The sequence below is a fragment of the Nocardia sp. NPDC049737 genome, from assembly GCF_040674755.1.
Classification (GTDB): Bacteria; Actinomycetota; Actinomycetes; order Mycobacteriales; family Mycobacteriaceae; genus Nocardia.
In genome coordinates this window covers 247,993-269,957 of sequence record NZ_JBFANH010000008.1, presented here as the reverse complement: position 1 = coordinate 269,957, position 21,965 = coordinate 247,993, and the positions used below count along the sequence as shown (strand labels likewise).

The following is a 21,965-nucleotide window of genomic DNA, read 5'->3' as shown; positions in this document are numbered from 1 at the left end:
TGTCTCGAAGGTCAGCTGGCCGCGCCACATGGTGCCGATCCAGTTGAAGAACTTCACACCGGTCGGGACGGCGATCAAGAAGGTCATGAACGAGAAGTACGGCAGCAGCACCGCGCCGGTGGCGTACATGTGGTGCGCCCACACCGCGACCGACAGCGCGCCGATGGCCAGCGTCGCGTAAACCAATGTGGTGTAACCGAATAGCGGCTTGCGACTGAACACCGGGAAGATCTCGGTGACAATGCCGAAGAACGGCAGCGCGACGATATACACCTCGGGATGTCCGAAGAACCAGAACAGGTGCTGCCACAGCACGATGCCGCCGGTGCCGGAATCGTAGATATGCCCGCCGAGGTGGCGGTCGTAGGCCAGCGCCATCAGAGCCGCAGTCAGAATCGGGAAGGCAAGCAGGATCAGGATGCTGGTGACCAGGATATTCCAGGTGAAGATCGGCATCCGGAACATGGTCATACCGGGGGCGCGCAGGCAGACCACCGTGGTGATCATATTGACGCCGCCGAGAATGGTGCCGACACCGGAGACCGCCAGCCCCAGGATCCACAGATCCGCGCCCGCTCCCGGCGCGTGCTCGATGGTGCTCAGCGGGGTGTAGCCGGTCCACCCGAAGTCGGCGGCGCCGCCGGGCGTGACGAATCCCGCCGTGGCGATGGTCGCGCCGAACAGGTACAGCCAGTAACTGAGGGCATTGAGTCGGGGGAACGCCACATCCGGCGCACCGATCTGCAGCGGCAGCACGCAGTTGGCGAAGCCGAACAGGATCGGCGTCGCGTAGAACAGCAGCATGATCGTGCCGTGCATGGTGAACAGCTGGTTGAACTGCTCGGTCGACAGGAACTGCATACCGGGGCGGGCCAGCTCACCGCGCATCAGCAGCGCGATGAGACCACCGATGAAGAAGTAGGTCATCGCGCTGGTCAGATACATGACCCCGAGCACCTTCGGATCGGTGGTCGTGAGCATTTTCCAGAAATAGGAGCCCTTCGGCCCGACCCGCTGCGGATAGGGCCGAACAACTTCGAGTTCAGTCGTAACCACGGCCGTCGCCACCTTCCGATCGCCGATCAGCCTTGTCCGGATTATGCGCCTCTTCTATTTCCGACATGCGCGCTTTGCACCATTGCCGCCGACATGTCTGCTTCCACGGTATGACTCCGGCTGCGACCACGGTGGGATGTGCTCCGGGTACGCGCGCCGCCCCGGAGGCTGCGGTTGCCGCGACCGATGCGCGCGCTGATGCGGGCCAGCGATCTGAAACCGGCCAGTCCAGCCGGACCGCCGCCGTCCGGCTGTGACGCCTGCGATGTGAGGTGCGTCGCACCCGTGGCGGGCCCGGGAACTAGCATCGGGCCGCGGCCGACCGGTGTGCGAGGGCCGGCACGTCCATTGCCCGTCACAGCTCTTGGCATCGAGGATTGGTGGAAAACGTGCAGGTGAAGCGCTCGGACCAGCTCGTGTGGCTGATCGCGGCGCTCGCCGCCGGCGCGCTCGTGCTGCTCTCTGTGCTCGCGGCCGGTGATATGCCGTACCAGTCGGCGGGCATTGCGTATCCCGGGTTCCTGGATGTCCTGCTCTATGTCGTGCTGCGGGTAGTCGCCGCGCTGGCGGGCGCGTTCACACTTGGCGCGTTGATCTACGCGCTGTGCTGCACCGTTGTCACCGCGCGTGGTCGGGTCGACGTGGACGGCTACGCCGGGGTCCGGGTGGCGGAGCGGGCGAGTCTGGTTTGGCTCGGCTCGGCGCTGGTCCTGATTCCGGTGAGCGCGGCGAATGTAGGCGGGTTGTCGATGAGTGCCGCGCTGGAGCGGGGTGCGGTCGGCGCGCTGTTCGATGCGAGCGAGAAGCCGAAGGCGTGGATCGTGGTCGCGGTGCTGGCCGGTGTCGTCGCGCTGGTTACGCGGCTGACGTTGGCGTGGACCGGATTGGTCGTGCCGACCGTGCTGGCGCTGATCGCGGTGCTGCCGCCGGCAATGGTCGGCAATGCGGGGGAGGGGCCGAATCACGACTTCGCCACCGGCGCGATGATCATCTTCCAACCGGCGGTCTCAGTGCTGCCGGGTCTGGCGTGGTGTGTGGCGGCACAGGTCCGGCGCAACCGTTCCCAGGCTGCGGTCCGGCGGTACGCGCTCATCGGGCAGTTGTGTCTTGCCGCGGCCACGCTCAGCGGGTTGGTGCTCGGTGCCATCCTGTTGCCGTGGTCGGCGCTGTTCAGCACCAGCTACGGTCGGCTCGCTCTAGTGGTCGTCGTGTCGGCCGTCGCGATCGGGACCATGCTGAGAAGGTTTGCCGCCGAGAATGTTTCGAGCGTCCTGATCTCCGGAACCGGCGCGCTTTCCGTAGTCGCGACGGCCGCCCTGGTGTCGATGGCCGTCCAACCGGCTCCGGCGTTCGCCGACCGCTCATTCACCGCGCAGGAGGTGTTCCTCGGCTTCGATCTGCCGGGGCAGGCCGATGTGTGGCGACTGATGACCATGTGGCGCTTCGATATCGTCCTCGGTACCGCCGGTATCGCCGGTATCGCGCTGTACGCCGCCGGGGTGCTGCGGCTGCGGCGGCGCGGAGATACCTGGTCGCCATGGCGCACGCTGTCATGGACGAGCGGCTGTGTGGCCCTGCTGATTTCGACGTCATCGGGCATCGGCACATACGGCTATGCCATGTTCAGCCTGCACATGATCACGCATATGGCGCTCAATATGTTCGTACCGGTGCTGCTGGTACTCGGCGCACCGGTGACCCTGCTGCTGCGTACCGTCCCCGCCGCACCCAAGGACGCGGTTCCCGGTGTGCGTGAATGGGTTCTGTGGATTCTGCATTCGCGCCCGACCGCGATACTGGCCCACCCCGGCACCGCGATCACGGCCTTCGTGCTCTCGCTCTACGGCCTGTACTTCACACCGCTGTTCCAGAACCTGATCCGTTATCACTGGGGGCACGTCTTGATGAACGTGCACTTCCTGATCATCGGCTATCTGTTCTACTGGGCCATTATCGGCATCGACCCGGGCCCGCGTCGCCTGCCACATCTGGGTCGGCTCGGTATGTTGTTCGCCATCATGCCTTTTCACGCCTTCTTCGGCGTCGCGGTGATGTCGATGAACACCATCATCGGCGAGCGTTTCTACGAACAACTCCAGTTGACCTGGCATATGGACCTGATGGCTGATCAGCGAGTCGGCGGCGGCATTGCCTGGGTCTCCGGCGAAATCCCGATCCTGCTGGTGGTCGGTGCGCTGCTGACGCAGTGGGTGGCCCAGGATCGCCGCACCGCGGTGCGCACCGACCGCAAGGACGACGAGTACGCAGACTCCGACCTCGTCGCCTACAACGCCATGCTGGAGCAGTTGGCGCAGTCACGCCGCTGATTCAGCGCGGGAACCGCACCCGCCGCAGCCGCAGACTGTTGGAGACCACGAAGAACGACGAGAATGCCATGGTCGCACCGGCGATCAATGGATTCAGCAGGCCGAGCACCGCCACCGGGATGGCGACCACGTTATAACCGAAGGCCCACACCAGATTTCCCCTGATGGTGCGCAAGGTGGCATGTGCGAGTTCGATGGCATCGGCAACGGCGGCGAGATCGTCGCGGACCAGGATGATATCGGCGGCCGCGATCGCGACATCGGTACCCGCCCCGATGGCCATGCCGAGGTCGGCGGTGGCCAGCGCGGCGCCGTCATTGATGCCGTCGCCGACCATGACGATGCGGCGGCCCTGTTCCTGCATGCGGGCGATCAGTTCGACCTTGCCCTCCGGAAGCAGTTCGGCGACCACCTCAGCGATGCCGATCTCATCCGCGACCGACTGTGCGGCATATGCGTTGTCACCGGTGAACATCATGACGCGCAGGCCGAGCGCATGCAGCCGGGCGATGGCATCGGCGGCGGTGTCCTTCACGGTATCGGCGACCGCGATCACCGCGCTGGCCGCACCGTCGACTACCACGAGCACCACGGTGCGTCCCGCGCGTTCCTGTTGGCGCACAGCACGACTCAGCGTCTGCGGGACATCGATACCGCGATCCTTCAGCAGGCGCAGGCGACCGACCATGATTTCACGACCCGCCACTACACCTCGTGCACCTAAACCCGGTAGTGCCGTGAAGGATTCGACCTCCGGTAGTTCGTCGAGTACCGTCCTGGCGCGCCGGGTGATGGCTGCGGCCACGGCGTGTTCAGAGGCTGCCTCCACCGCGCCCGCCAGTCGTAACACCTCGTCATCGGTCGCCGAATCCGTCACGGTCACCGCGACGACGCTCATCACACCGTTGGTGACTGTGCCGGTCTTGTCCAACACCACCGTGTCCACATCGCGGGTGGCCTCGAGCGCACGATGCCCCTTGATGAAAATGCCCAGCTGGGCTCCGCGCCCGGAGGCCACCATCAGCGCCGTCGGAATCGCCAGCCCCAACGCGCACGGACACGCGACCACCAGCACCGCGAGGGCGGCCGAGGCGGCCCGGTCCACACCGGAACCGAGCAGCCACCACGTCGCGAAAGTACCTGCCGCCACGGCGAAGACGAAGGGCACGAAGACAGCGGAGACCCGGTCGGCCACGCGCTGCATGCGCGCCTTCCCGGTCTGCGCCTGCTCGACCAACCGGATCATGCCCGACAGCTTCGTACCCGCGCCCACCGCGGCCGCCTCCACGATCAGCCGACCGGTGAGCGCGGTGGTGCCGCCGATGACCGACATACCCTCGGTAACCTCGACCGGTATTGATTCGCCGGTCATGGCGCTGGCATCCACACTCGACTCGCCGGAAACCACCAGGCCGTCGGTGGCGATGGTCTCACCGGGGCGCACCACGAACCGCTGTCCCTCGACGAGTTCGCCGATGGGGACCCGCATTTCGCGATTGTCGCGGGTCAGCACCGTGACCTCGCGCGCGCCGAGCGCGGCCAGCGCACGCAGCGCGCTGCCCGCCGAACGCTTGGCCTTCGCCTCGAAATACCGTCCGGCGAGCACGAATGTGGTGATACCCGCCGCGGCTTCGAGGTAGATCGAATCACCGGACCAGAACGCGTCCCATACGCCGTTCGGGATTTCGGTCCGATTCGCGTGCAGGAACATGGTATCCAGCGACCACAGCGTCGCGGTCGTCACACCGACGGACACCAGCGTGTCCATGCTCGCCGTGAAATTCTTCGCACCCGCCAGTGCCTTTCGATGCAATGGCGCGGCCGCCCACAGCACGACGGGCAGCGCCAGCACGGTCAGGATGATCTGCCAGCCGGTGATCCGGGTGGCGGGGACCATCGCGAACATCACCGACAAATCAGCGAGGGGGAAGAACAGCAGTAGCGCGACGACCAAGCGGCGGAACAGATCCCGGACCGCCGCCTCCTCGGGGGCGCAGGAGATGGGTCCGGTGCTGTCGCTCGGCTCCGCACCGTAACCGGCCGCCACTACTTCGGCGCAGAGCTGGTCGGCCGAAATGCCCTCGGCCGCATCGACAGTGGCGACGCCGGTCGCATAGTTCACCGAAGCGAGTACGCCGTCGACCTTATTGAGCTTGCGTTCCACTCGGTTCGCGCAAGCGGCACAGGTCATTCCGGATACCGCGAGCGAAATGCGGGTGGTTTCGCGTTCTGCAACGGTGGCGAGATCGAGCCCACCCGTCGTCTGACCGCTACCTCGCATGGAATCGCCGCGCAATGCTGTATTCATTCAATTCCGTTCGGTCAGGCGGCAGGATCGTGGGTCGAGCGGAGATGGCCGGTGCGGCGGCCGAATCGTGCACCGGGCGGCAGCACGGGTTCAGCGGGGGCGGGATTGCTCGTGCGGGTCGGCGGTGAGGTTTCCGTTCGGCGGGTGCGATGTACCACCACGACCAACACCAGCGCGGCGACCAGAATGCCGTGCGAGAGCACCCGAGAGATCGGCACGACCCCCGAATACAGATCACCGATGACGAAGGCCGTGAGCGTTGTCACCAGCACGCCGAGCACCGGCAGCACACCGGAGGTGGCGTACGGCCGCAGCGCGCAGTAGATGAATCCGATGCCGATTGCCAGGCTCCATGCCGTGGACTCGTTCATCAGGTGCTCGGCCATTTCAGCGCCGTGGTGATGGGTCATACCGAAGTCGAATCCGGCGAACTGGCCGATCGCCAGCGCGCACTGCACGACCCCGAGTAGTCCGAGCAGTAGCCTGGTCCACTTCACCTCCGAAAGTGATGTCCGCCACCTCGATCCGCGCGGCCGCTCCAGATCGGCGGCAGCGAATATGGCATCGGTGAGGTCGGGTGCGTACGCCGAGCCGCCGCGCAGCAGGCGCGAGGTTTCCACGGCGGCCGCGTACCAGGAACAGCACTGCGCGCACTGTTCGAGGTGTTCGTCGACGCGCGCCGCGGGCACGGTTTCGCGTTCGCCATCGATCCGGGCCGACAGCGCGGTCCGGCATACCTTGCACTCCACGTCCAGATTGTCGTCCGCCAGCACCACAAAGTTCCCGCGGCGCGCACAGGTTATTGTCGAGCTCATGCCGACGCCCGCCGAGGATGACGAGACGACTCAGCTGGCACTTGCTGCGGCGCATGGGGATCGACGAGCTCTGGAAGCTTTTATCCGGGCCACCCAGAAGGATGTCTGGCGGTTGCTGGCCCACCTCACCGAGCTGTCGCGTGCCGATGATCTGACCCAGGAGACCTATCTGCGCGCGTTGGGCAGCATCAAGCGCTTCGAGGGTCGTTCCAGCGCCCGGACCTGGTTGCTGTCGATCGCGCGCCGCGTCGTCGTCGACCAGGTGCGGATGGCCGTGGCCCGACCGCGCATTGCCCCGGGCGTCGACTGGGTGGCCGCGGCGGACCGTCAGGTGGCGCGGCGGGATGGGCTCGCCGACACCGTGGAGCTGAAGCTGTTACTCGAGGATCTGTCCGCGGAGCGCCGGGAGGCGCTGGTACTGACGCAGGTGCTCGGTTTGTCGTATGCCGAGGCAGCAGCGGTGTGCGGGTGTCCGGTGGGCACGGTGCGGTCCCGAGTCGCACGTGCCCGCGAAGACCTCATCGCCGCAACGCGTTTCGGAGGTAGGCGTCGCGCCAACGGTTGACTTCGGTCAACTCGTTGTTGATCCGTCCCGCGACTGCCAGAGCCGTCCAGCCGCGCCGCCGCCTCGTTGTGCCGCCGCAATTCCGGCGGGATGCATGAGCGCGGTGCAGCCGTCGCGGCTCCCCGAGTAACGAATCCCGAGCGTCGAGCCGCGCCGCCGCCTCGGTGTGGCGCCACTATTTCGGTGCGTGAGCGCGGTGCAGCCGTCGCGGCCGCATCGAGTAACGAGCCCCAGCGTCGACGCCACTGTTTATCGGGCGGCCAAAGGCTTTGCTGCGTAGTGCAATCGGACAACGCCGTCATCGTGTTGCTCGGCAGTGGCATTGACACCGAAGACTTTCCGTAGCAGCTCGGGCGTCATGACCTCGAGCACCGCACCCGCCGCGACGACCTTGCCATGATCGAGCACGACCAGCTGGTCACAGCAGCGCACCGCCAGATCCAATTCGTGCAGTACCGCCAGCGTGGTGATACCGGTCGAGCGGACCAGGTCGAGCAGTTCGAATCGGGCGCGCACGTCGAGATGGTTGGTCAGTTCGTCGAGGACCAGCAGGCGCGGCTGCTGTGCGAGCGCTCTGGCCAACAGCACCCGCTGACGCTCACCACCCGATAGCGAGCCGATCGGGCGTTCGGCGTAGTCGGTGACACCGGTGCGTGCCATGGCGTCCGCCACTGCCGCATGATCGGCGGCGGAGTCCCGGCTGAACAGTGCGTGATGCGGATTGCGGCCCAGGCCGATCAGCTCCGCGACTGTCAATTCCGGCGCGCCCGAACTATTTTGCAGCACCGCCGCCGTGGTGCGTGCCGCCGCACGCACCGACATCGCACTGATATCGGCCCCATCGATCAGCACCATGCCTCGCTCCGGTCGCAGCGAGCGATAGATGGCGCGCAACAGCGTCGTCTTACCGCTTCCATTCGGTCCCACCACCCCGACGAACGACCCCGGCGGAGCATGCAACGTCACCGCATCCAGCACCTGTGCGCTTGCGAGAGCGATAGTGACCTCAACCACCGACAACTCGGCGATCCGGCCGCCCTGTGCCGCAACCGGGCACCCAGTGTGGGCGGGTCGCCCGGTCATGCGGGACCTCCCTCGCGGCGGAGTAGCCAAAGGAAGAACGGCGCGCCGAAGGCGGCGGTGAAGATGCCGAGCGGGAGTTCGTGCGGGGCGTCGATGGTTCGCGACAGCAGGTCGACCAGGACCAGGTATGCCGCGCCGAGCAGTGCCGCCAGCGGTAGCACCCTACGGTGGTCCACACCGAAGGCCAGACGTGTCAGATGCGGAATCATCAAGCCCACGAAGCCGATTCCGCCCGCCACAGCGATGAGCACGCCGGTCAGCAGGGAGGCAAGCACCAGCAGGATGATCCGGGTGGTGCGGACGTCGACGCCGAGCGCGGTGGCCTGTTCGTCGCCGGTGCCGAGCACATTGAGGCGACGGCCGAAGGCCAGCACGACGGTCACGACCACGAGGACTACCAGCGTGACCGGTCCGAGTCGGGTCCAACTCGCCCCGGAGACGCTGCCCATGGTCCAGAACATCACCGCGCGAAGCTCATTCGGGGTGGCACGCAATTGGAGATAGTTCGTCGCCGCCAGCAGCAGATAGCCGACGGCGACACCGGCCAGCACCAGACGGGTCGGTGCCAGCGTGCCGCGTCGCTGTCCGACTGCGAAAACCACTGCGGCGGTGCCGATTGCGCCGACAAAGGCGGCGCCTGAGACGCCGATACCGCCGAGTGCCGCACCCGCGGTGACGATCACGGTCACCGCGCCGAGCGAGGCACCCGATGACAATCCGAGCACATACGGGTCGGCGAGCGGATTGTGCACCAGCGCTTGCAGAATCACGCCCGAGATCGCCAAGCCGCAGCCGCAGAGCGCGGCGAGGATTACCCGGGGGAGGCGATAGTTCCAGACGATCTGGTCGACCGTGAACCCGACATCCGGTGTGTTACCGGATAAGTGGGCGAGAATGACGCGGAACGTATCGGCAATCGAGACCGTCACCGATCCCACACCGATGGATACCAGCATGACCACGAACAGGATTGCCACCGAAACGGCAATCGCGATGGGCAGCGGTGTCGTCGCTGATAACCGCTGTCTTCGAAGCGTGTTGGTCATGAGAATTGTTCGGGGTGTACGAGTCTGGCGATCTTGTCTACCGCGATGTCATTGCTCGGCCCGAGGTAGATCGAATCCGAGAGCACCGTGTAGTTGGTGTTCTTACTCGCATTCCACTGCGGGAACTGCTCGAGGATCCGCTTGGCCGCGCCATCGATGTCGGGATTGCGGTAGTCGACCACGATGAGCCCGTCGATCGGGGCGACGGCGAGCTGTTCCTTGCTGATCGTCACGAAAGTGGTTCCGTCCGTGTGGTTGAACGGATTCATCGCACCGGCCTTGTCGATTACGTCGTTCCAGATACCGCCCGCCGCAATGGCCGAAAAGTCGCCCCCGTCGCCCATACCCATACCCGGGAAAATGAGCAGGACATTCTTCTTCGGCTGCCCGGCCACCCGCGCGGATGTCTCGGCGATCTTGCGCTCGGCGTCGTCGATGAGCTTCTGGGCGCGGCCGGGCACATCGAAGATCGTGCCGAAGTCGCGGAGCATCGCATAGCTGTCCTCGATGGTCGGAGTACCGGTGACTGCACCGGTCGAACCGCAATTGGCCCGGGGCACATAGGTATTGGCACCGGCACCCGACAGCTCCGCGCGAGTCGCGAAACCCTGATCGGCGGAGAAGCCGCCACCCCCGGTGGAGATGACGAGATCTGGATGCTGTGTGAGCATGGCCTCGCGGGGGATGTCCTGCAGGTTGTTCGGCGTTATCCCACCGGTCGGCAGAGCCGCGATGGCATCGCCGCGGCCGGGCACATCGGAGGAGCCGTAGGACTGCGCATTGGCGATGACGCGGTCCGCGACGCCCAGGGCGACCAGCGACGAAACCTCGCCGATGGAACCGCCGTTCATCACCACGACCCGGTTCGGTGCCTCGCTGAAGGTGTAGCTCTTGCCGCAGTTCTCCACGGTGACGGGATATTTCGTGATGCCCTCGGTCGCGGCAGCGGGTGCGGTGGTCGCCGATTCGGTGACCGTCGTCGAACATCCGGCGACGGCGAGGGTGCCGACGGCCAGGGCCAGCACCGCGCTACGTTTCATGGGCGGGATCTTTCGATGCGATCGCCGGTGTCGGTAGGGCGCATCCGCACCGCTGTGTGCTGCATGCACACTTAGTCGTACGGCCCCACGCCCTGGTTCCCGGAGATTTTTCGCATCCGTTACCGTGCGGCGCACAGGATCCCTGTACAGACCCGGCCGACCCTGCTTGACTGGTGAGACAGGTCCGACCGGACCGCAGGAGCCAGCGCATGTCGACCCATTTCGCTTATCCGGCAGGTAGACCCGCTGACCGTGACAAAACCGGACACGGTGAGCGCGTTGATATTTCGACCGTGTCCGGAGCTCGGATCATCCAATTCACCGTGAGCCGTCCGCGTGGTGATGTCACGCTGGTGGTCGTCGCGGGCGAGGTCGATTTGTCGACCGCGCCGCGACTACGGGACAAGCTATTGCGCGCCTTCGGTTCTCAGGGCTCGATCATGGTCGTCGACCTGTCCCCGGTCACCTTCTTCGCCGCCGCCGGACTGACGACCCTGGTCGAGGCCCAGGCGGCGGCGGAAAAGGCCGACCGCCGAATGGTTTTGATCACCACGGTGCGCTGTGTCGATCGGGCCATCGAGCTCACCGGACTCACCACGAACTTCTGCCGCGTCGGTTCCTTGGCCGCGGCACTCGCGGACCCTACACCGGGATGTGCTGCCCCGGTGTAGGGTCCGTGTGCTTTCAGCTGCGCCGCGCCTCCACGCGGGCACGTGCGTTGGCGATCCGTTCCTGCGCGAGAGCCGCACGCTCCTGAGCCTTATCGAGACGGCGCAGCGCCCTGTCGACCCGCGGCTGCGCCTTCTTGGCCTGCCGCTCCGCCTTCTCGGTTAAACGCGCACCGCGCTTCTGTGCTTTCTCCGAGAGTTCGGCGCCACGTTTGCGTGCGGTCGAGGCGAGTTCGGGCCCGCGTTCCTTGGCGAGCTCGGCGAGCTCGATGCCGCGGTGCTGGGCCTTCTCCGCCAAGCGCGCACTACGCTTCTGGGTTTTCTCCGAGAGTTCGGCGCCGCGCTCGCGCGCGGTCGAAGCGAATTCCGGTCCGCGTTCCTTGGCGAGCTCGGCGAGCTCGGCCCCGCGGTGCTGAGCCATTTCGGCGAGATGCGCACCGCGCTCACGCGCCGTCGATGCGAGTTCGGGCCCGCGTTCCTTGGCGAGCTCGGCGAGTTCGGCCGCCTTTTCCGCCCACTTCGCACCGCGTTCTCTGGCCGACTCGGCCCATTCCGGACCGTGCTCCTTGACGGTATCCGCGATATCGGAGCCCCGCTCCTGCGCGACACCCGCGACCCGCGTCGCCGCGACATCGCCGAGTTCACGGGCCCGCACAGCGGCATCGACTGCATGCCGTCGCAGTGCCTCGCCGGTCGCCGAATCCGTTGCGGTGAACGGCAATGCGGCCGAAACCGCCGCCGTGGCATTGCTCGCGGCGCGTCGACCACGCCAGCCGAGCGACGGCCTGCCCTCGGTATCCGCGCTGGCGATCATCAGACCGCCGAGCAGACTCACATCCTTGAGGAAGGCGTTGCGCTTGGCCGCCTTGCGCTCCGGATCCTTTTCCGCCCAGAAATCCTGTTCGGTGACCGTCGCGGGAATCACCGTCGCGGCCAAGGTGAGCGAGGCCAGGCGCGGGAACTTACCGAGGGCAAGCAGCACACCGGCCGAGACCTGGGTGATCGCATTGATCCGCACGACCGTCCCCGGATCCGCTGGCAATTTCGCGGCGAACTTGTCGGGCAGCGATTGCTGACCCTGCTGGACCAGGGTCGATGCCGCTTGGGTGCGCGGCTCGGGGTGGACCAGTGCGTCGACCCCATCGGCGACGAACGCGGTCGCCAGCAGTGGTCGGGCAAATCGGCGTAGCAACATGACGTCCCTTTCCTCGATGGCTGAGGTTCGGGTAACCGCGTTCGGCGCTCTCAAACAACAAGATCAACACCTGAATCCGGGGTTGACCGGGTGTTCTGTAAGGCCGAACGGCCGTACCTCTGGACTGAACAGAAAGGTAGTGATGATGTTCGTTACGGTTCTCTGGATCCTCCACCATAGGCAGGTGGTCGCATTCCGTGAGCTTAATTCGAGTGTGTGGATGCAGTGTCTCGTCGAGTCGGGCTCCCGCGCGGGCCGACAGGATGCGGTTCTGCGCGCTGATCGGCGACGATCCGCGAGATGATGCCATCCGGAAGCACCAACCTGCGGGCACCGGTGCCAGCGGGAGTCTGGTATCGACCATGCCAGCGCCGACTGGCCTCCGGCGCGCATGGTGTTCCAGGTCAGGGGGTTGCACAACATCAGGGCGCACGTCCGGATGCGCCATCGCGTAGCGCAGCGAGGTGGCAGCACCCTGAGCGTGCATGCGGCGGCGAAGCGAGCTGTCTGGGGGCGGTCGGTATGGCGAGGTCAGGTACTCGCCCGGAGGAAGCGGCCCGTCCGGCGGGTGCCGAGCACCGGTGCCGACACGCCCGCCCCGAAGACATACTCCCCGCCGACGAGCACCGCGACCACCGTGGCGTCACTACGGTTGACCATGCGCGACAGGTTGTCGAATACAGCGATCGGTGCTTCGGCGTAGGCCTCGATGGTCTCGTCCAGTTGTGCGGGATCGATGACGACCAGATCGGCGCGGTCCCCGAGACGCAGGTGGCCCGCGTCGATGCCGTACCAGTCGGCGAGTTCACCGGTGATCCGATGCACCGCGCGTTCGAGGGACAGGAACGGACGCCCCGCGCGCTCGGCGTCGTAGACCCGGCGCAGAAACCGCAGCCCGAAGTTGTAGAAGGCCATATTCCGCAGATGCGCGCCCGCATCCGAGAAGCCGAGCTGCACCCCGGGGTCGGCGGCGAATTTGTCGAGCACCTGTGGTCGGTGATTGGAAATCGTTGTGCGCCAACGCACTTTGTCCCCGTATTCGACGACCAGATCCAGAAACGCGTCCACCGGATGCAAGCCACCGCGATCCTGCCCGACCTGACCGAAGGTCTTGCCGATCACCGAAGCATCCGGACACTCGACGATTTCGGCGTCGAAGAAATCGCGATGCCATACCCGCGGCCCGAACTTCTTGTCGTAATCCTTACGGAATCGGCGTCGATAGCCTTCGTCCCGCAGTAGCTCCCGGCGCTGCTCCAACTGGTTGGACAGATGCAATGCCGCTGCGCCCGAACCGAATTCCTCGAATACCGGCAAATCGATACCGTCGGAGTAGACCTCGAACGGCACCGGCAGATGCTGCCAGCGGAAGTCACCGCCGAGCCGATTGAGCAGCCGTGCGATCAACGGAAAGATCTGGGCGACAGTGGGAATGGCCTTGATATCGGCCGCCGACAGCAGGCTGACCTTCTGTGGTTTGCGGAAGATGCCGAGGCTGCTCGCCGCCATCGCGACCAGACTTTGCGGCCGGGCCACATCCGGCCCGCCCTGCAACGCCCGGCCGCGACGCCGCAGGATCGCATTCAGCCTGCGGCGTTCGCGGGTGGTCGCATAGGTCGAGGGCAGGGTGCGCGATCGGCAGACCTCACCGTCGAGCTTGTCGAATAGCAGCTGTTGGGAGGACATGCCGACGAAGCCCGCGTCCAATGCCTCATCGAGTTTCACTGCCATGGAGTCCAATTCGGCATCCGTGGGCCGAATCTCCTTGCGGGTGGCGCGATCCAATCCCATCTCAGCGGCGCGGATATCGGAATGCCCGATGAAGGCGGCGAGGTTGGGCCCGAGCGGCAGCGCCTCCAGCGCCTCGACATATTCGTGCGCCGAAGTCCAAGACTTGATTTCGGTCATTGCCGCGCTCACATGTTTGCGCGGAATGGCCTCCACCCGGCCGAACAGATCACCGGCGTCCGATGCGTCGACATGCACCGTCGACAATGAGCACGACCCGAGCAGCACGGTGGTAATGCCGTGCCGGATGGATTCGGCCAGCGCCGGACTCTGCAGCACCTCGACGTCGTAGTGGGTATGGATATCGATCATGCCGGGAATCACCCATTTCCCGGTGGCATCGATGACGTGCGGGCAGTCGGTCTCATCGAGCGGTTCGGCCGAAACTGCGGCTATAGAACCTTCCCGGATTCCGAGGTGACGGATGGCCGAGGGCGAACCGGTGCCGTCGAACCAACGTCCGCCTTTGATGATCGTGTCGTACATAACTTCACTCCGCGGCGGAAAGGGCGTCGGCAATCCCGGCCCGCACGACCTTGCCGGTCGCATTGCGGGTCAGGGGAGTCGTGGTGATCCGCCACCGTGCGGGGACCTTGTAGTACGCGATGCGCTGCCTCGCGAATTCCGTCAGTTCCTGTTCGGTTGTGGCGGAGGCATTCTCGACGACAACCAGTGCCGCGACCAGCTGGCCGAGATCGTCATCGGGCATCCCGACGACGGCGGATTCGCGCACCGCGGGATGTTCGTCCAGACACTGCTCGACCTCGGTCGGGTACACATTCTCGCCACCGCGCAGGATGAGATCCGAACGCCTGCCGGACAATCGGAGTCGGCCTTGCTCGAGGACTCCGATATCGCCGGTGCGCAACCAGCGCTCTGGCGTGATGGCGGCGGCCGTGGCGGCCTCATCCGCCCAGTAGCCGAGCATGACGTAGGGGCTGCGCACCCAGATCTCACCCTCGACGCCCTCGCCGACGGGTTCGCCGAGCGCATCGCGGATCTGCAGGTCGACTCCGATCACGGGACGGCCCACGGTGTCCGGAAAGGCGGCGAGTTCGGCCGGTGCGGCAATGGTCGCCGCGGTACTGCATTCGGTCATGCCGTAGCTGGTCACCAGCGCGGTCTTGGCGACTGGAAGTTGTTCGCGCAGTTGCTGTTGCAGTGCGGCCGAGGACGGAGCCGAATTCAGCGAGAAGGCGGCCAGCGAGGTCAGATCGTACTTCGACAGGTCCACTTCGAGCAGGCGACTCGCCATGGTCGGCATCGCACCCCAGTTGCTGATCCGCTCTTGTTCGATCAGCCGCAGTATCCGGTCGGCGTCGAACGCGCCCTGATAGATGACGGCGGTATCGCCGGTCGCCATGCGCGGCAGCACCAGATTGTGCAGGCTGGCGATGTGGAACAGCGGGGAGGTGAGCAGGAATCGGCGGCCCTTCGGACTGCCGTCGTCGATGCCGCCCTGGAAGGCGGCGGCGAGCGTGTCGTTGAACCGGTGATAGTCGATGACCGCCACCAGGTTTCGCTGCGAATGCACTGCGCCCTTGGGGCGGCCGCTGGTGCCGCTGGTGTAGAGGATTACCGCGGGATCGTCTTCGTCTACCGGGGTGTTCGGTAGCTCGCCGTCGCCGTACTCGGCGATCAGCGCGGGTAGGTCGTGCTCCATGGTGAGCACGGGAACCCGGATATCCAGCTGCGCCACCTGGCCTGCGCGTTTCGCATCGACGATCAGGACCTTCGGGCTGGTGTGCTCCAAACCGTAGGCGATTTCGCGCGGCATCCACCAGGCGTTGTAGCCGACGGCGATCGCGCCCAGCGTCTGCGCGGCCCAGAAAGTCACCACCCACTCGGTAGTGTTGGCCGCGAGAATGCCGATTCGGTCACCCTTTCCGACGCCGTATCGCTCCCGCAGCGCGCGAGCCAGCGCGCCGACAGCGGCCACGTGCTCGGCATAGGACATCCGTCGGTCCTCGGTGACCAGGTAGTCGCGATCACCCAGGGCGACCGATGCCGCGAGCACTTCGCGCAATGCGCGCACCCGGTCCTTGATCACCGGAATACGCGCGCCGAGTACATTTTCGACCGTCATCTCGAACGGCCCGCCGGGACCGGTCAGCCGCGCAACGGCCTGTGCGGCCATTGCCTGTGGATCGAAAGGCTTTGTCATAGGAGGCACTTCCTCGTGGGTCAGGGCACCAGTACGGCGCGGCCGGTAATGAGTCCGCGCTCCAGTCGGTCGAGGGCTGCGCGGCCGTCCGCCAACTCGAAGCGTTCGGTTTCGACGGTCAGCCGGCCCGACTGGGCCAGGGCTACGGAGTTGATCAGATCGGATTTGGTGCCGCCGTAGCACTTTCGAATCGAAGCGCCCCATGGCCAGCCCGGACCGCCCGCTGGTCCGGCCGTGACTTCCGGTGCACCACCGCCGAGCCCGATCATGCGATACGCGCCATTGGGGGCGACCGATTCCACTGCCAACCTGGCGGTCGCATCGACACCGACGAAGTCGAAAACGGCATCGGCACCACGGCCATCGGTGCGGTCCAGGATTTCGCGCGCGGTATCGGCACCGGAGAGCAGGCCATCGGCCGCACCGCAGCGGGCGGCCAGGGCCAGTTTGTCCTCGCTCACGTCAACGGCGATCACGTGCGTCGCGCTGGTCGCGGTAAGGATCTGCACCGCGACATGGCCGAGTCCGCCGATGCCGATGACCACCGCGACCGAACCGGGGTACAACTGCTCTCGCGCGCCGTTGATGGCGTGATAGCTGGACAGCGCCGCATCGGCCAGCGGCGCGGCCTGCAGGAAATCCAGCTCGCCGATCGGCACGAAAGAGCTGGCGGGTATGCGGATGTACTCCGCCATCCCGCCGTCTGGACCGAGTCCCGGACACGGCGGCATGGCGGTACGTCCGGCGGCGAGGCACACATTTTCATTGCCGCTCACACACTCTCGGCAGACACCGCACGACCAGCACAGGTAGACGATGCCGCGTTCGCCGACCACCCGACTGTCGACCGCACTGCCGACCGCCTCGATGGTGCCCGCCACCTCGTGCCCGAGCGTCAGCGGATCCTCGCGCAATTTGAACGGAATATGCAGCACATGCAGATCGGAATGACAGATACCCGCCGCACCGACCCGCAGCAGCAGATCAGTCGGACCGATCACGGGCACCGCGACCTCACGCAGTTCGAGTACACCCGGTTCGGTGAGCTGTAATGCCCGCATCATGCGCGCACCACCGAAAACACCGCGCGCAGATAGGCATTCGCACGATCGGAGCCGATGAGTCCCGGCGCCATCTTGTTCATGGTGTAGGCGAAGGTGACTCGATGATCGAGATCGTTGACCACGATGGCGCCGCCGAATCCGGCCCACCAGCAGACCTTCCCGTCGGGCACCTCCGGCGCGGTCTGCGACTGGGGGAGTCCGTAACCGAGCCCGAAGCGCAGCGGCAGTAGCAGGGCCAGATCCGCACCGTCGGACTGCTGTTCGAAGATGAGATCGATTGTCTTCTCCGACAACAACCTTCGGCCGTGCAGCGCTCCACCGCAGGCGACCAGCGACTGCACCGCGGCCACTGAATGCGCATTGCCGTGCCCGTTCACCGCCCCGATTTCGGCCTCCCGCCATGCGGCGCTATTGGCCTCCGGAATATCGAGCAGCGGACTGGTGAGCGTCTTGACCAGGATGCTGTCCTGATCGAGCGCGGCCATATCGAATTGCAGCAGCGGCGGCGGGACGAGCGGTGCGATGCGGTGATGGTTTTCGGGTGCGGTGCCGATATGGAAATCGGCATTCAGCGGTCCGGCGAGTTCCTCGGCGAAGAACTGGCCGAGGGTGCGGCCCGTAATTCGACGGACCACCTCCCCGACCAGATGTCCATAGTTCAGTGCGTGATAGCCCGATGCCGTGCCCGGCTCCCACCACGGCGGCTGTGTCGCGAGCCGCGCGCTCGCCGCCTCGGTGTCGTAGATATCGGCCAGCTCGATCGGCCGCTCCCAACCCGAGACCCCGGAGGTGTGACCGAGTAGATGGCGAATCTCGATATCGCCCTTGCCATTCGCGGCGAATTCCGGCCAGTAGTGCGCGACCTTCTGTTGCACATCGAGCTCGCCCCGGTCCACCAGCAGCAGCGCGGACAGCGCGGTCATGGTTTTGCTGATGGAGAAGACATTGACCAGGGTGTCCTCGGTCCATGGCGCGGTCCGCTCGAGATCGCGGTGTCCACCCCAGATATCGACAACCGGTTCGCCGTCGACGGTCACGCAGATCGATGCACCGAGTTCCGCACCCGAGGCGATCTGTGCGGCTAATTCCGTTCGCACACCGGCGAATTCATCCGTACAGAATCCTGATGTCGTCATCGGCCGCCCTCACGCATTCTCGAGCGCTCTGGCGGGCACCGGCAACGCATTGCCGGCGGCGGCAGCCCGCTTCGCGCCCCTTGCCATTTCCCGGTTCATATCGCGCACATAGGGCTCGAACTCGACTTGGATCGTGTGCCGAGGCGAGTTGTAATACCGTCCGGTGCGGCGCTGTTCGGCCGCCGTGATCTCGGCATTCATCTCCTTCTCCGACGGCGGCAGGTACTTGCCGGTCAAATAGGCCGCGACCAACTTGCTCTGCTGTTCGGCGAAATTCACCAGCGTCGGCAACGGTTGGGCCAGACCGAGATAGAACAGATTGTCCACACCCGGCTTCATCATCTGCTTGAACAGCGGGATGCGATTCTGTTCGTCCGGTACCAGCTTCGGATCGGAGAAGAACGGAAAGCTGATGTGATAGCCGGTGGCACAGACGATTACGTCCACCTCCTCGGCGCTGCCGTCGGCGAAGCGCACCTGCGGACCCTCCAGTGCGGTAATGGCCGGTTTGAAGGCGATATCGCCGCAGCCCGCGCGATGCAGGAACTCCTCGCTGGCCGACGGATGCGCCTCGAACGGCTTGTGATCCGGTTTCGGCAGACCGTAGAACTCCATATCGCCGCGGAACTTGCGTACGAAACGCTGCTTGAGCTTCAGGCTGACCTTGCGTGGAATCCATGGCGGCACACTCTGTTTATCGCCGACCTTGCCGTTGACATACTTCGGCAGCACCCAAACCCCGCGGCGTGCCGAAACGGTCAGCTTCTCGGCGACGAACCGCTGCGATAGTTCCGAGGCGATATCGAGCCCGGAGTTGCCCATGCCGACCACCACGATCTTCTTACCGCGCATATCCACCGGATCGAACGGGTCGTTGTAGGCGTGGCTGTGGATCAGCACACCGTCGAATTCGCCCGGATAGTCCGGAGTGCGCGGATCCCAGTGGTGGCCGTTGCAGACGATCAGCACGTCGTAGGCCCGGGTGCGGCCATCGCTCGCGCTGACCAGCCAGCTGCCGTCCTGCTGGCGCCCGGCCGCGGTGACCTTGGTATTGAACAGGATCTTGTCGCGGAAGCCGAAATGGTCGACATAGTCCTTGAAGTACTGGAAGAGCTGCGAGTGGTGCGGGAAGTCAGGCCATTCCTCGGGCGCCGGGTAATCCTCGAAGGCGAGCCGGAACTTGCTGGTGTCGATATGCAGCGACTGGTAGCAGGCCGACATCCCATTGGGATTCTTGAAATACCAATTGCCGCCCACTTCATCGCTCGCCTCGAAGACCTCGAAGGGAATGTCGAAGTCCTGCAGGCGTTTTGCGGCGGTGATTCCGGAGGGGCCCGCGCCGATGACGCATACCCGGGGCAGATTGCTGTGAGTCAATTCCGTAGTCCTCGTCCGAAGGATTGCCGTCACGTGGGCGGCACCGGATCCGATGCGGCGAACCATCCCGCGCCGCCTGCGGCACGTGGAGTGACGTAGGCAACAAATTAGCACTGGCTAGACGTACTGTCTAGTGAATGACATGATGTCTATCATGCCGACCAAGTCGAATCCGCCCGGACTGAGCCTGCGCGACGAACAGAAGCTGCAGACCCGCGCCAGACTGATGGACGGCGCCAAGGCGCTGTTCACCGAACGCGGTTATGCGGCGGTGCGGGTCGACGACATCGCCGCCGCCGTCGGCTGTAGCCGCGCCACCTTCTACCTGCACTTCAGTAGCAAGCTCGAGATCCTGCGTGCGATTGCCGAACAGAGCACCGCGCCGACCGCACTGCACTTCTATGAGGATCTGGACCGGGTGCTCGACACCGGCTCCCGCGCGGAATTCGTGGACTGGGTGACCCGCGCCATCGCCTGGTTCCACGAATACAAGGACCTGCTGCCCGCCTGGGACGAGGCCACCGCACTGGAGCCGGAATTCCGCGAAATCGCCCGCCGCGGCATCCTGGCCCTGCCCAACGCCATGACTTCCTACCTCGCCCGCTGGCCCGAAAGCCGCCGCGACGAGGCTCGCCTACGCGTGGAACTCCTTGTTGCCCAACTGGAACGTTTCTTCACCCGCTGGGCCATGCAGGGCACCATCGATGTCTCCACCGACCAGGCCGCCGAAGTCCTCACCGACATCTGGTTCCCGGCTTTGCAAGCCCCTGCCTAGCGGCGGCCGCGGAAGGTGCGGCGAAGGTCCTGAGTCCAGAGGTCAGGGATTTCCCAGGGGATGAAGTGGCCGCCCTGGTCGTGGGCGGTCAGGTTGACGTGGTTGTACCAGGGGCCGCGATCGCTGGCGCGGAAGTGCTCGACGCGGTCGGCGGTGGTGACGCCGGGCGGATTCTCGTAGCCGACGAAGGTGATGCCGGTGGGCGCCTCGATGACGGGGTGGCGCTCGTGCGACGGGGTCCAGGGATAGCGGTTGTTATTGGCGTAGGTGCGGATCGAGGTGCCGATGGAATTGGTGGCCCAGAAGATCATGGCGTGGGTGAGCAGATCGTCCTTGGTGAAGACGGTTTCGATATCGCCGTCGTCGTCACTCCATGCCATCCAGCGCTGGAGTATCCAGGCGAGCATGCCCGCGGGTGAATCGGACAGGCCGAAGGCCAAGGTGCTCGGTTCGAGGACGTGCGCCGCGAGGTGGACGCCGAAACGGTGCTCCAACTCGATGATTCGGGCATAGACCTCATCGGGCAGCCCGTCCGGAATGGGACGCCCGCCGCTGATATCCCAGGCTCGGTCGCCCTCGAACAGCGTCAGCTTCTGGCCCGAGCCGATATGGATCGCGTACAGCTCGTCGGCGTATTTGTGGCCGAGTTGACCGGTGACCAACGCGCCCACATCGCACCCCGCGGCGGCATATTTGGTGTAGCCGAGGGTTTCGGTCATGAGCGTGTGCCACAGGTCGGCGACCTTCCAGAAGTTCATATCCGGGTGCTTCGGCAGTGGGCTGGAGAATCCGAAACCGGGAAAAGACGGCACGATCACATCGAAGGCATCGGCGGGATCGCCACCGTACGCACCGGGGTCGGCGAGCGGATCGATGACCTTGGCCCAGTGCCAGAAGGTCCACGGCCAGCCGTGGGTGAGGATCAGCGGTATCGGATTCGGGCCGACTCCGGGTCTGCGCAGGAAATGCACCGGAACGCCATCGACGTCGACGAGGTAGTTGTCATAGGCGTTGATCGCGGCTTCGGCCTTGCGCCAGTCGTATTCGTGCTGCCAGTACTCGACGAGTTCCTGCAGGTAGCGGCGGTCTACGCCGTAGTAGCGGTCGTCATTGCCCGCATCGTCGGGCCAGCGTGTCAGTGCGAGTCGCCGCTGCAGATCCGCGAGCACCGCATCGGGTACGTGAATTGGTGTCGGCCGGAGCGGGAACGGGTCGGCGTGGCTCAAAGCTCTCTCCTGTAACCGCTTCGCGAATCTCGGATGCCTCGACCGTAACACCAGCGAATCGCGAGCCCTGAGTCATGCCTCCGGAGGCGAATCCTCCTCGCTGGCAGGCGCATCCTTGGTCGGCACCGGGACCGGCCGCAACAACACCCAGACCAGGAAGGCGATCGCCACCGCCCCCATCCCGAGCCCAGCCCAGATATTCACATTCACTCCACCGGTCTTGGCCTCCTCGGCCGCGGTGTTGTGCACCAGCCCCGTCACGACCAGAACGACGGCGTAACTGCCGAGCAGCGCGCCGACAATGGTGCGGATATCGAAAAGCATCGACTGGC

At 65.3% G+C, this 21,965-nt stretch carries 18 protein-coding genes; 4 read left to right on the top strand and 14 right to left on the bottom strand.

Annotation, left to right across the window (positions count from 1 at the left end; all coding sequences use genetic code 11):
• On the bottom strand, nucleotides 1-1,056 hold a 1,056-nt coding region (locus AB0J47_RS14160; RefSeq protein ID WP_364345198.1), incomplete at its 3' end, for a cbb3-type cytochrome c oxidase subunit I.
• Nucleotides 1,057-1,436: 380 nt separating this feature from the next.
• Between AB0J47_RS14160 and AB0J47_RS14155 the strand changes: the two genes are divergently transcribed.
• Complete coding sequence (locus tag AB0J47_RS14155; protein ID WP_364345196.1) at nucleotides 1,437-3,383, top strand: cytochrome c oxidase assembly protein; 1,947 nt, start codon at nucleotides 1,437-1,439, stop codon at nucleotides 3,381-3,383.
• Nucleotide 3,384: 1 nt separating this feature from the next.
• On the opposite strand, the gene AB0J47_RS14150 is transcribed toward AB0J47_RS14155, so the two are convergent.
• Both AB0J47_RS14150 and AB0J47_RS14145 read right to left on the bottom strand, forming a co-directional pair.
• On the bottom strand, nucleotides 3,385-5,691 hold the full coding sequence (locus tag AB0J47_RS14150; protein WP_364345194.1) for a heavy metal translocating P-type ATPase: 2,307 nt from the start codon (nucleotides 5,689-5,691) through the stop codon (nucleotides 3,385-3,387).
• 14 nt (nucleotides 5,692-5,705) lie between these two features.
• Complete coding sequence (locus tag AB0J47_RS14145) at nucleotides 5,706-6,506, bottom strand: zf-HC2 domain-containing protein (RefSeq protein WP_364345192.1); 801 nt, start codon at nucleotides 6,504-6,506, stop codon at nucleotides 5,706-5,708.
• On the opposite strand from AB0J47_RS14145, the gene sigC reads away from it, so the two are divergent.
• Nucleotides 6,505-7,071: an RNA polymerase sigma factor SigC gene (gene sigC / locus AB0J47_RS14140; protein ID WP_364345190.1), complete on the top strand. Its 567-nt coding sequence runs from the start codon at nucleotides 6,505-6,507 to the stop codon at nucleotides 7,069-7,071. The two genes, AB0J47_RS14145 and sigC, sit on opposite strands and share 2 nt — an antisense overlap.
• Before the next feature lie 249 nt (nucleotides 7,072-7,320).
• Here sigC and AB0J47_RS14135 read toward each other — a convergent pair whose 3' ends face one another.
• From AB0J47_RS14135 to AB0J47_RS14125, 3 genes are read right to left on the bottom strand one after another with little or no spacing between them, the layout of a single operon-like run.
• Nucleotides 7,321-8,154 carry an ABC transporter ATP-binding protein gene (locus AB0J47_RS14135; protein ID WP_364345188.1) on the bottom strand — a complete coding sequence of 278 codons (834 nt, stop codon included), beginning with the start codon at nucleotides 8,152-8,154 and terminating at the stop codon, nucleotides 7,321-7,323.
• A complete protein-coding gene (locus tag AB0J47_RS14130) occupies nucleotides 8,151-9,200 on the bottom strand; it encodes an iron ABC transporter permease (protein ID WP_364345186.1) in 1,050 nt (349 codons plus the stop codon). Before AB0J47_RS14130 ends, AB0J47_RS14135 begins: the two co-directional genes overlap by 4 nt.
• Nucleotides 9,197-10,240, bottom strand: coding sequence for an ABC transporter substrate-binding protein (locus AB0J47_RS14125; protein WP_364345184.1), 1,044 nt, complete (start codon nucleotides 10,238-10,240; stop codon nucleotides 9,197-9,199). The genes AB0J47_RS14130 and AB0J47_RS14125 overlap by 4 nt, the downstream gene beginning before the upstream one ends.
• Nucleotides 10,241-10,449: 209 nt before the next feature.
• Between AB0J47_RS14125 and AB0J47_RS14120 the strand changes: the two genes are divergently transcribed.
• Nucleotides 10,450-10,911 (top strand): STAS domain-containing protein, encoded by a 462-nt coding sequence (locus AB0J47_RS14120; RefSeq protein ID WP_364345182.1) that lies wholly within the window; start codon nucleotides 10,450-10,452, stop codon nucleotides 10,909-10,911.
• A gap of 13 nt (nucleotides 10,912-10,924) precedes the next feature.
• On the opposite strand, the gene AB0J47_RS14115 is transcribed toward AB0J47_RS14120, so the two are convergent.
• The 6 genes from AB0J47_RS14115 to AB0J47_RS14090 form a co-directional block, all read right to left on the bottom strand.
• Nucleotides 10,925-12,103, bottom strand: coding sequence for a DoxX family membrane protein (locus tag AB0J47_RS14115; protein WP_364345180.1), 1,179 nt, complete (start codon nucleotides 12,101-12,103; stop codon nucleotides 10,925-10,927).
• Nucleotides 12,104-12,634: 531 nt separating this feature from the next.
• Nucleotides 12,635-14,377: an amidohydrolase family protein gene (locus AB0J47_RS14110; protein ID WP_364345178.1), complete on the bottom strand. Its 1,743-nt coding sequence runs from the start codon at nucleotides 14,375-14,377 to the stop codon at nucleotides 12,635-12,637.
• Nucleotides 14,378-14,381: 4 nt separating this feature from the next.
• Nucleotides 14,382-16,055, bottom strand: coding sequence for a class I adenylate-forming enzyme family protein (locus tag AB0J47_RS14105; protein ID WP_364345176.1), 1,674 nt, complete (start codon nucleotides 16,053-16,055; stop codon nucleotides 14,382-14,384).
• A 20-nt stretch (nucleotides 16,056-16,075) separates the two neighbouring features.
• Nucleotides 16,076-17,116 (bottom strand): NAD(P)-dependent alcohol dehydrogenase, encoded by a 1,041-nt coding sequence (locus AB0J47_RS14100; RefSeq protein WP_364345225.1) that lies wholly within the window; start codon nucleotides 17,114-17,116, stop codon nucleotides 16,076-16,078.
• A complete protein-coding gene (locus tag AB0J47_RS14095) occupies nucleotides 17,116-18,255 on the bottom strand; it encodes a serine hydrolase domain-containing protein (protein WP_364345174.1) in 1,140 nt (379 codons plus the stop codon). The genes AB0J47_RS14100 and AB0J47_RS14095 overlap by 1 nt, the downstream gene beginning before the upstream one ends.
• Before the next feature lie 9 nt (nucleotides 18,256-18,264).
• Nucleotides 18,265-19,632, bottom strand: a complete 1,368-nt coding sequence (locus AB0J47_RS14090; protein WP_364345172.1) for an NAD(P)-binding domain-containing protein — start codon at nucleotides 19,630-19,632, stop codon at nucleotides 18,265-18,267.
• Between the two features lie 154 nt (nucleotides 19,633-19,786).
• Here AB0J47_RS14090 and AB0J47_RS14085 point away from each other — a divergent pair, with 154 nt between their 5' ends.
• On the top strand, nucleotides 19,787-20,407 hold the full coding sequence (locus AB0J47_RS14085) for a TetR/AcrR family transcriptional regulator (protein ID WP_364345170.1): 621 nt from the start codon (nucleotides 19,787-19,789) through the stop codon (nucleotides 20,405-20,407).
• Here the strand turns inward: AB0J47_RS14085 and AB0J47_RS14080 are convergent.
• Together AB0J47_RS14080 and AB0J47_RS14075 are read right to left on the bottom strand one after the other, a co-directional pair.
• On the bottom strand, nucleotides 20,404-21,633 hold the full coding sequence (locus AB0J47_RS14080; RefSeq protein ID WP_364345168.1) for an epoxide hydrolase: 1,230 nt from the start codon (nucleotides 21,631-21,633) through the stop codon (nucleotides 20,404-20,406). The genes AB0J47_RS14085 and AB0J47_RS14080 overlap by 4 nt on opposite strands.
• Before the next feature lie 72 nt (nucleotides 21,634-21,705).
• A complete protein-coding gene (locus tag AB0J47_RS14075) occupies nucleotides 21,706-21,957 on the bottom strand; it encodes a hypothetical protein (RefSeq protein ID WP_364345166.1) in 252 nt (83 codons plus the stop codon).
• Nucleotides 21,958-21,965: the final 8 nt, after the last annotated feature.